The following is a 13,241-nucleotide window of genomic DNA, read 5'->3' as shown; positions in this document are numbered from 1 at the left end:
ATGACTCTCTAGCCACAGAAGAGAGAGCCCTGTCAGCTTCAAGATTGCTACTTACTTATCAGGCATCGGCATCGGAAACGGCATGACATTGCCGACCGCGCCGCGGGCTTCGCTGATTTTCGGCGTGCCGAGGCGCTCGACCTCGTCGATCCGCACGATCGAATGCATCGGCACAAAGCTGCGCACAACGCCTTCGAATTGAGCCTTGAGCTTTTCTTCGCTCGGATCGACGACCACTTGCGTGCGCTCGCCAAAGACGAACTCTTCCACTTCCAGGAAGCCCCACAGATCACTTTGATAGATCTGCTTGGCATACATTTCGTACACCTGGCCCTGGTTGAGGAAAATCACCTTGTAGATTGGAGCTTCACGTTTGGTCATGGTGGGCGAGCAACACATCAGGGATAAAAATGAGGGCGCGAACTATAGCATAGCCGCCGGACGCGCAACGGTAGGAACCTTGGAACATGTTCCCTATAATGCGCGGTTCTTTGAATCACGTGATGACTCTGTCCATGGCCAAGAAGCTTTACATCGAAACCCACGGTTGCCAGATGAACGAGTACGACAGCTCGCGCATGGTCGATCTGCTGGGCGAACATCAGGCCCTGGAAGTCACCGCTCGCGCTGAAGATGCCGACGTGATCCTGCTCAACACCTGCTCGATCCGTGAACGCGCCCAAGACCGGGTGTATTCCCAGCTCGGCCGCTGGCGCGAATTGAAACTGGCCAACCCGGACATGGTGATTGCCGTTGGCGGCTGTGTGGCCAGCCAGGAAGGCGCAGCCATTCGCGATCGCGCCCCTTACGTGGACGTGGTCTTCGGTCCGCAGACCCTGCACCGCCTGCCGGAAATGATCGACGCCGCCCGCGCCACCAAGCTGCCGCAAGTCGACGTCTCGTTTCCGGAAATCGAAAAATTCGACCACTTGCCCGAGCCGCGCGTCGATGGCCCAAGCGCTTATGTGTCGGTCATGGAAGGCTGCAGCAAGTACTGCACCTTCTGCGTGGTGCCTTACACCCGTGGCGAAGAAGTCAGCCGGCCGTTCGATGACGTGATCGCCGAGATCATCCACCTGGCCGAAAACGGCGTGCGCGAAGTGACCCTGCTGGGGCAGAACGTCAATGGCTATCGCGGGACCACTCATGACGGCCGTTTGGCTGACCTGGCCGAACTGATCCGCGTCGTCGCTGCCGTCGATGGCATCGACCGCATCCGCTACACCACCTCACACCCGCTGGAGTTCTCCGACAGCCTGATCCAGGCCCACGCCGACGTGCCGGAACTGGTCAAACACCTGCACTTGCCGGTGCAATCGGGCTCGGACCGAATCCTGGCAGCGATGAAGCGCAACCACACCGCGCTGGAATACAAATCCAAACTACGCAAGCTGCGCGCTGCCGTGCCGGGGATTTGCATCAGCTCTGACTTCATCGTTGGTTTCCCGGGCGAGACCGAAAAAGACTTCGAACAGACCATGAAGCTGATCGAAGACGTCGGTTTCGACTTCTCCTACTCGTTCGTCTATAGCCAGCGCCCGGGCACTCCGGCTGCCGATCTGGCCGACGAAACGCCGGAAGCGCTGAAAAAAGAACGCCTGAACGCCCTGCAACATCGCCTGAACCAGCAAGGCTTCGAGATCAGCCGACAAATGGTGGGCTCCATTCAGCGGATTCTGGTGACCGATTATTCGAAAAAAGACCCCGGTGAACTGCAAGGCCGGACCGAGAATAACCGCATCGTCAATTTCCGCTGCGACAATCCGACGTTGATCGGGCAGTTCGCCGATGTGCATATCGACGCCGCACAACCGCACTCGCTGCGGGGCTCGCTGATCCAATAACACCGCACATCACTGTAGGAGCAAAGCTTGCTCGCGATGGCGCCAGGTCAGACGATTCATATCGTTGAATGCCAGACAGTCATCGCGAGCAAGCTTTGCTCCTACAGGTCCCGTGTTTCAACATTGGTCTGTATAAGACCTTTCGCACCCAGGCCTCTGGCGTTATCCTTGATTTCATCTTAATTGCCCCAGGGCGGCTAAATACGACCTTGAACGCACCCATAGAACCACATCGTTTTATCCTCGAGCCTTTTGAAGCTCGCCGCTTCGCCAATCTGTGCGGGCAATTCGACGAGCATCTGCGCTTGATCGAACAGCGCCTGAATATCGAGATCCGCAACCGCGGAGACCAGTTCGAACTGATCGGCGAACCCAAGCACACCACCTCCGCGGAAAACCTCCTGCGCCGCCTGTACCGGGAAACCAAGGGTACCGAGCTGTCGCCGGACATGGTTCACCTGTTCCTGCAGGAATCGGCCGTCGAAGAGCTGGACAACGTCTCCCCCTCCGAACCTTCCGTCGCCTTGCGCACCAAAAAAGGCATGATTCGCCCTCGCGGCTTGAATCAGTTGCGCTACGTGAAGGAAATCCTCGGTAACGACATCAACTTCGGCATTGGCCCGGCCGGTACCGGCAAGACCTATCTGGCCGTTGCCTGCGCGGTAGATGCGCTGGAACGCGAGCAGATTCGCCGCATCCTGCTGGTGCGTCCGGCGGTTGAAGCGGGCGAAAAGCTCGGCTTCCTGCCCGGCGACCTGTCGCAGAAGATCGACCCGTACCTGCGCCCGCTCTACGATGCGCTCTACGAAATGCTCGGCTTCGAATACGTCGCCAAGCTGATCGAGCGTCAGGTGATCGAAGTTGCGCCGCTGGCCTACATGCGCGGTCGCACCTTGAACAACAGTTTCATCATCCTCGACGAAAGCCAGAACACCACCGTCGAACAGATGAAGATGTTCCTGACCCGGATCGGCTTCGGCTCTACCGCCGTCATCACCGGTGACATCACCCAGGTCGACCTGCCGAAAGGCACCAAATCCGGGCTGCACCATGTGATCGAAGTGCTCAAGGACGTACCGGGCATCAGCTTCACCCATTTCATGCCCAAAGACGTCGTGCGCCATCCACTGGTGCAGCGCATTGTCGAAGCTTATGAACGCTTCGAGAATCGCGTGGCCGACGAACCGGCGAAGATCTCGTCCAAGGACAATCGCCACGATGCTTGAGCTTGATCTGCAACTGGCTACCGAAGCGCCAGCCCCAAGCGAAGCCGAGTTCCGCCAATGGTGCGAACTGGCGCTGCGCCAGCGCACCGCCGACTCCGAAATGACCATCCGTTTGGTCGATGAAGCGGAAGGTCGCGAGCTGAACCACACCTGGCGGCAAAAAGATTACGCCACTAACGTCTTGTCGTTTCCTGCTGATGTGCCCGACGAGTTTCTCGATATCCCGCTGCTGGGCGATCTGGTGATCTGCGTGGCGGTGGTCGAGCGCGAAGCAGCCGAACAAGACAAGGCACTCAAGGCCCATTGGGCTCATCTGGTCATTCACGGCTGCTTGCATCTATTGGGTTACGACCATATAGATGACGATGAAGCCGAAGAAATGGAAGCACTGGAACGAACGTTGCTTGCAGAGTTGGGCTATCCCGACCCGTATGCGGACGACGAAACAGACACATCCCCTATCGTTACAACAAAGGATTCAGAGTAATCGCTATGAGCGAAGATCGATCGAGCAACGGGCAAAAGTCATGGCTGGGTAAGCTCACCCAGGCTTTTGCCCACGAGCCGAAGAACCGCCAGGAGCTGCTGGAGCTGCTGCGCGACGCACACCAAAACAAATTGCTGGACAGCGAAGCGCTGGCCATCGTCGAAGGCGCCATCCAGGTTGCTGACCTGCAGGTACGGGACATCATGGTCCCGCGCTCGCAGATGATCAGCATCAAGGCGACCCAGACACCCCGCGAGTTCCTGCCTGCCGTGGTCGACTCGGCCCACTCCCGCTACCCGGTGATCGGCGAAAGCCACGATGACGTGATGGGCGTGTTGCTGGCCAAGGACTTGCTGCCGTTGATCCTCAAGGAGAACGGCGACAGCTTCAACATCAAGGACTTGCTGCGCCCGGCCACTTTCGTGCCCGAGTCCAAGCGCCTGAATGTGCTGCTGCGCGAGTTTCGCGCCAACCACAATCACATGGCCATCGTCATCGACGAATACGGCGGTGTGGCGGGCCTGGTGACCATCGAAGACGTGCTGGAACAGATCGTCGGCGACATCGAAGACGAGCATGACGTCGAAGAAGACAGCTACATCAAACCGCTGCCCAGCGGTGACTTCCTGATCAAGGCCCTGACGCCGATCGAGAACTTCAACGAGTTTTTCGACAGCCAATTCTCCGATGACGAATTCGACACTGTCGGCGGCCTGGTGATGAGCGCGTTCGGGCACCTGCCAAAACGCAACGAAATCACTGAAATCGGCCCTTATCGCTTCCGCATCCTGAACGCCGACAGCCGTCGGATTCACTTGCTTCGCCTGACGCCTATTGCTCGGTAAAAACTAAGGATAGAAATGCGCTGGATAACCCGCCCCGGCTGGCCCGGTAACCTGCTGGCCGTGGCGGCCGGTGCACTCACCACCCTGGCCCTGGCGCCGTTCGATATCTGGCCGTTGGCATTGCTGGCGGTCGGTTTCTTCTATGCCGGCTTACGCGAGCTGAACCCACGCCAGGCCCTGGGCCGTGGCTGGTGTTTCGGTTTTGGCCTGTTTGGCGCGGGCACCAGCTGGATCTACTACAGCATTCACCACTTCGGCGGCGCTTCGGTGTTGCTGGCCGGTTTCCTGATGCTGATCTTCACGGCGGCGATTGCCTGGTTCTTCGCCCTGCCCGCCTGGATCTGGGCGCGCTGGCTGCGCCGTAACGAAGCGCCGCTGGCCGACGCCCTGGCGTTTGCAGCGTTGTGGGTCGGCCAGGAAGCCTTTCGCGGCTGGTTCCTGACGGGTTTCCCCTGGCTTTATTCCGGCTACAGTCAGCTCGACGGCCCGTTGGCCGGGCTCGCACCGCTCGGCGGGATGTGGCTGATTTCCTTCACCCTGGCCCTGACGGCAGCGCTGATCTATAACGCGTTGCGTCTGGTGCGCACCGGCCGCAAAGGTTTCATCGCCGCGGGTGTGTTGCTGCTGGTCGGCCCTTGGGTGGCCGGCATGGCGCTCAAGGAACACGCCTGGACAACCCCGGCGGGCGCTCCGCTGAGTGTCGCGGCGATTCAGGGCAACATCGAACAGAGCATGAAGTGGGACCCGACGCAGCTCAACGCGCAGTTGGCGCTGTACCGCGACATGAGTTTCAGTTCGAAACGGGTCGACTTGCTGATCTGGCCGGAAACGGCCATCCCGGTGCTCAAGGAGTCCGCCGAGGGCTATCTGAACATGATGGGAAGCTTCGCCGCAGAGCGTAAGTCCGCACTGATTACCGGTGTGCCGATTCGCGAGGAAGTCCATCACCAGAAGCATTTCTACAACGGCATCACCGTCGTGGGCGAAGGCGATGGCACCTACCTCAAACAGAAGCTGGTGCCGTTTGGCGAGTATGTTCCGTTGCAGGAAGTGCTGCGCGGGCTGATCGCCTTCTTCGACCTGCCGATGTCGGACTTTGCCCGCGGTCCCGCCGATCAGCCGATGCTGCAAGCCAAGGGCTATCAGATTGCGCCGTTCATCTGCTACGAAGTGGTTTACCCGGAATTCGCCGCCAGCCTTGCGGCGCGTAGCGAACTGCTGCTGACCATCAGTAATGACACCTGGTTCGGCACGTCCATCGGCCCACTGCAACATTTACAGATGGCGCAGATGCGCGCGCTGGAGGCTGGTCGCTGGATGATCCGCGCCACCAACAACGGCGTGACCGGTTTAATCAACCCGTTCGGTCAGATCACCGCGCAGATCCCTCAGTTCGAGCGTGGCATTTTGTACGGTGAAGTGGTGCCCATGCACAACCTGACGCCTTATCTGGAATGGCGTTCGTGGCCGCTGATCATTGTTTGCGTGCTGTTGTTTGGCTGGGCGCTGGTGGCGAGCCGGATGGCAAAAACCGTCTAAGTCAGCTTTTGTGGCGAGGGGATTTATCGAATCGTCGCACCGCCCCGTTGGACTGCGCAGCAGGCCCATTTTCAGGGCTGCTCCGCAACCCAACGGGGATAAATCCCCTCGCCACAGGTCATCAGTAAAACATTGAGTAACCGATCTGCCCCACCGCCTCATTCAACAGCTGCCCGCTCTGCCAGATCGACTTGAATTCCGGCATCCAGCCACCCAGTGGCCGGGCGTTGTCCACGCCTAAAAACCCCATCGGCGCTGGCACCACTTCAAAACCTGCTTTTTTGAAACTCCAGACGGCTCGCGGCATGTGCCAGGCCTGAGTCACGATCACCACGCGCTTGATCCCTTGCGGCAACAACACCTCGGCGCTGAACTGCGCGTTCTCCCAGGTCGTGCGGCTGCGCCCTTCCTGCCAACGCACGGGGACGCCGAAATCATCTTGCAACGAGTCGGCCATCAACCGGGCTTCAGTCGGTGGCGTGTCGTAATGCAGGCCGCCACTGGTCAGGACCGGCAAGCCCGACGCCTTGGCCAGCCGCGCCGAATACCGCTCGCGCTGCAGCGCCACACCCGTTGGCTGGTCGTCGCCCCAGGCCAGATCGCCACGTTCACGCCCCGCGCCCAGCACTACAATCGCGTCGGCGTGCTGCGCCAATGTTGCCCATTCATCGCGAGCCAGCGGCGCTTCACGCTCCAGCGCCTTGGCGCCCCACTGCACCACCACCGGCAAGCTCATCAGCCAGAAGCCGCCCACGCCCAGCGCAAAGCACAACCCGGCAAGGCGCGGTCTTGAGCGTCGCAACCACCAGGCAAGCACCAACAGCAGCAAAAGAATGCCGGGCGGTAACAGGAGTTGTTTAACGAAATATCGAAAAGGCATCGAGCATCTCCAAAAAGATGCCCGAAGCCTAAGTGGGTTGACGCAAGGCGACAACAAATACGGAAGGAATATGCTTCACAAATACATCAGACATTGCTTCCAGTGTCCTTACTTGAATTGCAAAGACCGGACCTTTACCGCGTCCCTGCCGGGAACCTTGTCCTTGAGCCAGATGATCTTGGCCGAACGTGGTGCGTCGAGTTGCTTCACTGCTTCTGACAAGCATCCGTGTGTCTCACGTTCACTGCGATCGAGATACGCCTTGACCAGTGCAAACTCTGCGGGGCTCAAGCCACGCAATTCCAGTTCCACCGGACGCTCATCGCGTAACCGGTCAGCGGTTTTTGCCGCGTCCAGGGCGATTCCCAGACGATCGATCAGTCTCTCGTACAGCTCCGGTTTTGTAACTTTTTGCCGTGACTCAACCATCCATCACCTCATTGAAGATAAGACTCACTCCCCATTTAGAGCTTAGCTTCCATCAACAAACCGGCTGAGTGCTGCGACCAACGGCCCTCGCAGCGGTTTTTGGGCGACCCGCAGCAGTAATCAGGGTTTCCCTCGGTAGAGTGCGGTCATGTATGCTACGGCGCTTCCTGTAACTCCACTTCCAGCTCGTCTGGGCACCGAAACGCCGATTTGGCGTGATCACCGTCCAGCGTTGCATTGAAGAGGATTAGGCCACCCCTATTCAGTTCAAAAGTAGCCATGCACGAACAATATCAGCCCCGTGAAATCGAAGCCGCCGCCCAGTCGTTCTGGGACGAGCAAAAGTCCTTTGAAGTCAGTGAACAGCCAGGCAAGGAGACTTTCTACTGCCTGTCGATGTTCCCTTACCCCAGCGGCAAGCTACACATGGGGCACGTGCGCAACTACACCATCGGCGACGTGATCTCCCGCTACCAGCGCATGCAAGGCAAGAACGTCCTGCAACCCATGGGTTGGGACGCCTTCGGCATGCCGGCGGAAAACGCCGCGATGAAGAACAACGTAGCGCCCGCCAAGTGGACCTACGAAAACATCGCCTACATGAAAACCCAGCTGCGCAGCCTGGGCCTCGCGGTGGACTGGTCCCGCGAAGTCACCACCTGCAAGCCTGATTACTACCGCTGGGAACAATGGCTGTTCACTCGCCTGTTCGAAAAAGGCGTGATCTACAAAAAAAGCGGCACCGTGAACTGGGACCCGGTCGATCAGACCGTTCTGGCCAACGAACAGGTGATCGACGGTCGCGGCTGGCGTTCCGGCGCGCTGATCGAAAAGCGCGAAATTCCGATGTACTACTTCAAGATCACCGCCTACGCGGATGAGTTGCTGTCGAGCCTCGACGATCTGCCGGGCTGGCCTGAACAGGTCAAGACCATGCAGCGCAACTGGATCGGCAAATCCCGCGGCATGGAAGTGCAGTTCCCGTATGACGTCTCCTCAATCGGTGAAACCGGCGCGCTGAAAGTATTCACTACCCGTCCGGACACCCTGATGGGCGCAACCTACGTTGCGGTGGCCGCCGAACACCATTTGGCTACCCTGGCTGCGCAGAACAACCCTGAGCTGCAAGCGTTCATCGCTGAATGCAAGGGCGGCAGCGTTGCCGAAGCCGACGTCGCCACTCAAGAGAAAAAAGGCCTGCGCACTTCGCTGTTCGTCGAGCATCCACTGACCGGTGAGAAGCTCCCGGTGTGGGTCGCCAACTACGTGCTGATGCACTACGGCGATGGCGCGGTCATGGCTGTACCGGCTCACGACGAACGCGATTTTGAGTTCGCCACCAAGTACAACCTGCCGATCAAGTCCGTGGTGCGCACCAGTTCCGGTGACACCAACCTGGCTCCGTGGCAGGACGCCTACGGCGAGCACGGCACGTTGATCAATTCCGGCGAGTTTGACGGCCTCGACTTCGCGGGCGCTTTTGACGCCATCGAAGTCGCGCTGATCAAGAAGAACCTCGGCGCCTCGCGTACCCAGTTCCGCCTGCGTGACTGGGGCATCAGCCGTCAGCGCTACTGGGGTTGCCCGATCCCGATCATCCACTGCACCACCTGCGGTGATGTGCCGGTCCCGGAAGATCAGTTGCCAGTCGTGCTGCCGGAAGACGTCGTACCGGACGGCGCCGGTTCGCCATTGGCGCGCATGCCCGAGTTCTACGAATGCAGCTGCCCGAAATGCGGCGCACCGGCCAAGCGTGAAACCGACACCATGGACACCTTCGTCGAGTCCTCGTGGTACTACGCCCGTTACGCCTCCCCGCACTATGAAGGCGGTCTGGTAGAAAAATCGGCGGCCGACCATTGGTTGCCGGTTGATCAGTACATCGGCGGTATCGAACACGCGATTCTTCACCTGCTCTACGCACGTTTCTTCCACAAGCTGATGCGCGACGAAGGCTTGGTGAGTTCCAATGAGCCGTTCAAGAACCTGCTGACCCAGGGCATGGTGATCGCCGAGACTTACTATCGTCGCGAAGCCAACGGTGCTTACACCTGGTTCAACCCGGCAGACGTCGAACTCGAACGCGACAGCAAAGCCAAAGTAATCAGCGCCAAGCTGATCGCGGACGGCCTGCCGGTGGAAATCGGTGGCACCGAGAAGATGGCCAAGTCGAAAAACAACGGCGTCGACCCACAGTCGATGATCGACCAGTTCGGCGCAGACACCTGCCGCCTGTTCATGATGTTCGCCTCGCCACCCGACATGAGCGCGGAATGGTCCGACTCTGGAGTCGAAGGTTCGCACCGCTTCCTCAAGCGTGTCTGGCGCCTGGCTCAAGCCCACGTCACTCAGGGCCTGCCGGGCAAACTGGACGTCGCCAGCCTGAATGACGAGCAGAAAGCCATTCGTCGCTCGATCCACCAGGCGATCAAGCAGGCCAGCCATGACGTCGGCCAGAACCACAAATTCAACACCGCCATCGCTCAGGTGATGACGCTGATGAACGTGCTGGAAAAAGCCCCGCAAGGCACCGAACAGGATCGCGCGCTGATTCACGAAGGTCTGGAAGCCGTCACTCTGCTCCTGGCCCCGATCACCCCGCACATCAGCCACGAGCTGTGGCATCGCCTGGGCCATGCTGACCCGGTGATCGACGCCGCTTGGCCGGTGCTGGACGAAAGCGCGTTGGTGCAGGACAGCCTGCAACTGGTCATCCAGGTCAACGGCAAGCTGCGTGGCCACATCGAAATGCCCGCCAGCGCCAGCCGCGAAGAAGTCGAAGCCGCCGCACGGGCCAACGAGAACGTGCTGCGCTTTGTTGACGGTCTGACCATTCGTAAAGTGATCGTAGTGCCCGGGAAACTGGTCAATATCGTCGCCAGCTAATTGGATCAGGCGCCAGGTCATGCCTGGCGCCGAGTAAAACCTTTCGGGCCGCAAGATCGGCCCACATGGTTTCAAGGGGAGCAACAAGATGATCAAACGCAATTTGCTGGTGATGGGCCTTGCGGTCCTGTTGAGCGCCTGCGGTTTCCAGCTGCGCGGCACCGGCACCACTGAACTGGCGATCAAGGAACTCGACCTGAGTGCCCGTAACGCCTACGGCGAAACGGTGACGCAACTGCGTCAGGTGCTGGAAAGCAGCGGCGTCAAGGTCTACAGCGGCGCACCTTACAAGCTGGTGCTGACCGATGAGCAGGAAAGCCAGCGCATCCTCAGCTACGCAGGTGCCGGTCGCACCGGCGAGTATCAGGTGACTACGGTGCTGAACTACGACATCCGTGGTGGGCGCGACCTGTCGCTGTTGAGCGACAAGCTCGAAGTGCAGAAAGTCTTCATGCACGACGGCAACAACCTGGTGGGTTCCGATCAGGAAGGCAACGACGCCCGCAAGGACACCCGTCGTGAACTGGTTCAACGGATGATGCTGCGCCTGCAACAGATCACCCCGGCCCAGCTGGATCAGCTGCAACAGACCGCCGAAGCCAGAGCCAAGGCTGAAGCCGATGCTCTAGAAGCGGCGCAGAAGGCTGAAGCGAACACTCCGCGTCAGTCGCCAATCCAACTGCCGCAGCAGTAAGACTTACGGGGCGCCCAGGCGCCCCGTTCGCCCTCTCCTATGAAACTCGCCCCCGCCCAACTCGCCAAACACCTGCAAGGTGCCCTCGCGCCGGTCTATATCATCAGTGGCGATGACCCACTGCTGTGTCAGGAAGCCGCCGACGCCATTCGTGCCGCCGCCCGCCAACAGGGATTCGACGAGCGCCAGGTCTTCGCCGCCGACGCCAGTTTCGACTGGGGAACGTTGCTGCAAGCCGGCGCGAGCATGTCGCTGTTCGCTGAAAAGCGCCTGCTGGAACTGCGTCTGCCGTCCGGCAAACCCGGTGACAAAGGCGCTGCCGCGTTTATCGAGTACTGCTCACGGCCCGCCGAAGACACGGTGTTGCTGATCAGCCTGCCGAAACTTGACGGCAGTGCGCAGAAAACCAAGTGGGGCAAGGCGCTGGTCGAAGGTCAGCAGACCCAGTTCGTGCAAATCTGGCCGATAGAGGCCAACCAGTTGCCGAGCTGGATCCGTCAACGGTTGTCCCAGGCCGGGCTTTCCGCCAGCCAGGACGCCGTCGAACTGATCGCCGCACGGGTCGAGGGCAACCTGCTCGCGGCGGCTCAGGAAATCGAAAAGCTCAAGCTGATGGCCGAAGGCGGTCAGATCACCGTCGAAACCGTGCAAGCGGCCGTCGCTGACAGTGCGCGCTTCGATGTCTTTGGACTGACCGATGCGATTCTAAACGGCGAAGCGGCTCATGCCCTGCGCATGCTCGAAGGGCTGCGCGGTGAAGGCGTCGAACCACCGGTGATTCTCTGGGCGCTGGCCCGGGAGCTGCGTCTGCTGGCCAACCTGTCGCTGCAGTACAGCCAGGGCGTGCCACTGGACAAAGCCTTCAGCTCTGCCCGACCGCCAGTCTGGGACAAACGCAAACCATTGATGAGCAAAGCCTTGCAACGCTACTCGGCGCAACGCTGGGCGCAGCTATTGCTGGAAGCTCAGCGTATCGACGCGCAGATCAAAGGCCAGGCGGCCGGTTCGCCGTGGATGAGTTTGAGTCGGTTGTCGTTGTTGATGGCCGGCCAGCGGCTGACTTTGCCTGCCGAGTAGACACGCCAGCTGCTACAGGTCCGATCGGAGAAAGGTCCTACGCAATGTGGGGACTAGACAGAACCCCGACTTCGGCCGATGATTTGCCCCGCAAAACCCACTCACTTGCGAGAAATCATCATGAGTAAAAAGCCATCAAAGCATGGCCCGAACAAGGCCAAATCCATCATTGCCCAGCCTCTGTTCCGCAGCCGTCAGGAACGAGCCGGCAAGGGCAAAGGCAGCTACCGCCGCGAAGCCTTCCAGTCTAATAGCTGGGAGGCTTCTTACTTTCTGGCGGCTTGAATCAGCAATCAATTCACTGCCTGATCTTGCGCCTGAAAAGCGAAGGTCACTTTTTCGTCCAGTTTTGCGGGCATTGTCACTTTGATAATGGGTATGCTTTCTCCAGTGACGTCCTTGAATCGACGCTGATCCTTTTGCACTTCCGCCAATCCTGAAGAACTTCCGACAATGACATAAAAGAAGGCCTCAATTGGCAGAACCTTTGCTGCTCCCGTTTCCCACGTTGCCATCTTCACATCATTGGGAATATCAAAAGCTCTAGGCGTCACCAAGCGACCGGCCTGCATGCCTTTGATAAAGTTGGGGCCGGCGAGCGCGTCAATCGAATCTCGGACATCAAAACTGCACACACCTACCCTGTTGTGATTTGCAGTAGCATATTTACGGTAGTTTTCTGCCCATTTCTCAGGGGTATTGATGTCCTGAGAAGCGCAGGCAACTGTTGACGCATACCCGGAAATTCCGCCGCAACCCTTGTCGCTACGATGATCGGAATCCCCGTCCACGGGAAAGAAACACAAAACCTGAATCTTGAGTTTACTTGGAGGAGTTTTCAAAACAGGGTAAAAAATCAGACCCTTCGTATAGCCCATGGCCAGTCTTTTCATTTTGTAGTCCGAACGTACAAATGAAAATGAAGTGCCTCCCACCCTAACTGCAGTAGGGCTCGGATCCCAGACATCGAATCCAGCTGCGGTGGCCGTTCCACGCAGCAAAATTCCGCTGCACAAAAATGCGGGCCTTCTATCCAGTCCATCGCATCGAGTGGTTGCAGTATCCCTGTAGCGCGCGGCCAGCTCGGCCACCACTTGCGGACCGCGAGTTGCCAACAGCGGCTCCATCGCCCCCGAGGTAGTTATGTTTCCGAGTGGCGCATCTTCGTTCGTAGGGGGTGATGTTGAGCATCCTGAAATCAGAAAAAACAACAAACAAAGCATTACCCTTCTCATGTCAAAAATCCTCAGTAGTGAGCGACAAAGCTAGCCGCCTCGATCATTTAACAGATGGAAAATAATCCAGAATAGCTGTCAGATGTGACAGTTGAAGAG

Annotated in this window: 13 protein-coding genes; 9 read left to right on the top strand and 4 right to left on the bottom strand. The window is 58.9% G+C overall.

The window, feature by feature from the left end; genetic code table 11:
- Positions 1-51: 51 nt before the first annotated feature.
- On the bottom strand, positions 52-381 hold the full coding sequence (locus IB252_RS26810; protein WP_045062075.1) for a DUF1820 family protein: 330 nt from the start codon (positions 379-381) through the stop codon (positions 52-54).
- Between the two features lie 134 nt (positions 382-515).
- Between IB252_RS26810 and miaB the strand changes: the two genes are divergently transcribed.
- The 5 genes from miaB to lnt all read left to right on the top strand — a co-directional run bounded on the left by miaB (position 516) and on the right by lnt (position 5,941).
- The gene (gene miaB, locus IB252_RS26805; protein ID WP_165934008.1) at positions 516-1,844 is read left to right on the top strand and encodes a tRNA (N6-isopentenyl adenosine(37)-C2)-methylthiotransferase MiaB; all 1,329 of its coding nucleotides are present in this window, start codon (positions 516-518) and stop codon (positions 1,842-1,844) included.
- Positions 1,845-2,053: 209 nt separating this feature from the next.
- On the top strand, positions 2,054-3,070 hold the full coding sequence (locus IB252_RS26800) for a PhoH family protein (RefSeq protein ID WP_111451241.1): 1,017 nt from the start codon (positions 2,054-2,056) through the stop codon (positions 3,068-3,070).
- The gene (ybeY, locus tag IB252_RS26795) at positions 3,063-3,557 is read left to right on the top strand and encodes an rRNA maturation RNase YbeY (RefSeq protein WP_192410823.1); all 495 of its coding nucleotides are present in this window, start codon (positions 3,063-3,065) and stop codon (positions 3,555-3,557) included. The genes IB252_RS26800 and ybeY overlap by 8 nt, the downstream gene beginning before the upstream one ends.
- A 5-nt stretch (positions 3,558-3,562) precedes the next feature.
- The gene (locus IB252_RS26790) at positions 3,563-4,402 is read left to right on the top strand and encodes an HlyC/CorC family transporter (protein WP_008152854.1); all 840 of its coding nucleotides are present in this window, start codon (positions 3,563-3,565) and stop codon (positions 4,400-4,402) included.
- A gap of 15 nt (positions 4,403-4,417) precedes the next feature.
- The gene (gene lnt / locus IB252_RS26785; RefSeq protein ID WP_192410822.1) at positions 4,418-5,941 is read left to right on the top strand and encodes an apolipoprotein N-acyltransferase; all 1,524 of its coding nucleotides are present in this window, start codon (positions 4,418-4,420) and stop codon (positions 5,939-5,941) included.
- 121 nt (positions 5,942-6,062) lie between these two features.
- Here the strand turns inward: lnt and IB252_RS26780 are convergent, their stop codons facing one another.
- Both IB252_RS26780 and IB252_RS26775 read right to left on the bottom strand, forming a co-directional pair.
- Complete coding sequence (locus IB252_RS26780) at positions 6,063-6,821, bottom strand: YdcF family protein (protein WP_192410821.1); 759 nt, start codon at positions 6,819-6,821, stop codon at positions 6,063-6,065.
- 108 nt (positions 6,822-6,929) lie between these two features.
- Positions 6,930-7,250, bottom strand: a complete 321-nt coding sequence (locus IB252_RS26775) for a hypothetical protein (RefSeq protein ID WP_111451162.1) — start codon at positions 7,248-7,250, stop codon at positions 6,930-6,932.
- Between the two features lie 279 nt (positions 7,251-7,529).
- On the opposite strand from IB252_RS26775, the gene leuS reads away from it, so the two are divergent.
- The 4 genes from leuS (at position 7,530) to arfA (ending at position 12,192) form a co-directional block, all read left to right on the top strand.
- Positions 7,530-10,136 (top strand): leucine--tRNA ligase, encoded by a 2,607-nt coding sequence (leuS, locus tag IB252_RS26770; protein WP_192410820.1) that lies wholly within the window; start codon positions 7,530-7,532, stop codon positions 10,134-10,136.
- Positions 10,137-10,224: 88 nt separating this feature from the next.
- A complete protein-coding gene (gene lptE / locus IB252_RS26765; RefSeq protein ID WP_192410819.1) occupies positions 10,225-10,830 on the top strand; it encodes an LPS assembly lipoprotein LptE in 606 nt (201 codons plus the stop codon).
- Positions 10,831-10,869: 39 nt separating this feature from the next.
- Positions 10,870-11,907, top strand: a complete 1,038-nt coding sequence (holA, locus tag IB252_RS26760; protein WP_046055544.1) for a DNA polymerase III subunit delta — start codon at positions 10,870-10,872, stop codon at positions 11,905-11,907.
- 120 nt (positions 11,908-12,027) lie between these two features.
- Complete coding sequence (arfA, locus tag IB252_RS26755; protein ID WP_003176285.1) at positions 12,028-12,192, top strand: alternative ribosome rescue factor ArfA; 165 nt, start codon at positions 12,028-12,030, stop codon at positions 12,190-12,192.
- 8 nt (positions 12,193-12,200) lie between these two features.
- On the opposite strand, the gene IB252_RS26750 is transcribed toward arfA, so the two are convergent.
- Positions 12,201-13,142, bottom strand: a complete 942-nt coding sequence (locus IB252_RS26750; RefSeq protein WP_192410818.1) for an N-acyl homoserine lactonase — start codon at positions 13,140-13,142, stop codon at positions 12,201-12,203.
- Positions 13,143-13,241: the final 99 nt, after the last annotated feature.

The sequence above is a fragment of the Pseudomonas sp. PDM10 genome (genome assembly GCF_014852295.1).
Taxonomy (GTDB): Bacteria; Pseudomonadota; Gammaproteobacteria; order Pseudomonadales; family Pseudomonadaceae; genus Aquipseudomonas.
The sequence above is the reverse complement of the archived record's forward strand: the minus strand, read 5'-3'. Positions and strand labels throughout refer to the sequence as shown.

What these genes read in the sequence shown, in the direction of transcription:
- IB252_RS26810 (WP_045062075.1), bottom strand. Translation starts at nt 381, where the DNA reads ATGACCAAACGTGAAGCTCCAATCTACAAGGTGATTTTCCTCAACCAG.
- IB252_RS26750 (WP_192410818.1), bottom strand. Translation starts at nt 13,142, where the DNA reads ATGAGAAGGGTAATGCTTTGTTTGTTGTTTTTTCTGATTTCAGGATGC.
- holA (WP_046055544.1), top strand. Translation starts at nt 10,870, where the DNA reads ATGAAACTCGCCCCCGCCCAACTCGCCAAACACCTGCAAGGTGCCCTC.
- IB252_RS26790 (WP_008152854.1), top strand. Translation starts at nt 3,563, where the DNA reads ATGAGCGAAGATCGATCGAGCAACGGGCAAAAGTCATGGCTGGGTAAG.
- IB252_RS26775 (WP_111451162.1), bottom strand. Translation starts at nt 7,250, where the DNA reads ATGGTTGAGTCACGGCAAAAAGTTACAAAACCGGAGCTGTACGAGAGA.
- lnt (WP_192410822.1), top strand. Translation starts at nt 4,418, where the DNA reads ATGCGCTGGATAACCCGCCCCGGCTGGCCCGGTAACCTGCTGGCCGTG.
- lptE (WP_192410819.1), top strand. Translation starts at nt 10,225, where the DNA reads ATGATCAAACGCAATTTGCTGGTGATGGGCCTTGCGGTCCTGTTGAGC.
- arfA (WP_003176285.1), top strand. Translation starts at nt 12,028, where the DNA reads ATGAGTAAAAAGCCATCAAAGCATGGCCCGAACAAGGCCAAATCCATC.
- leuS (WP_192410820.1), top strand. Translation starts at nt 7,530, where the DNA reads ATGCACGAACAATATCAGCCCCGTGAAATCGAAGCCGCCGCCCAGTCG.
- IB252_RS26780 (WP_192410821.1), bottom strand. Translation starts at nt 6,821, where the DNA reads ATGCCTTTTCGATATTTCGTTAAACAACTCCTGTTACCGCCCGGCATT.
- ybeY (WP_192410823.1), top strand. Translation starts at nt 3,063, where the DNA reads ATGCTTGAGCTTGATCTGCAACTGGCTACCGAAGCGCCAGCCCCAAGC.
- miaB (WP_165934008.1), top strand. Translation starts at nt 516, where the DNA reads ATGGCCAAGAAGCTTTACATCGAAACCCACGGTTGCCAGATGAACGAG.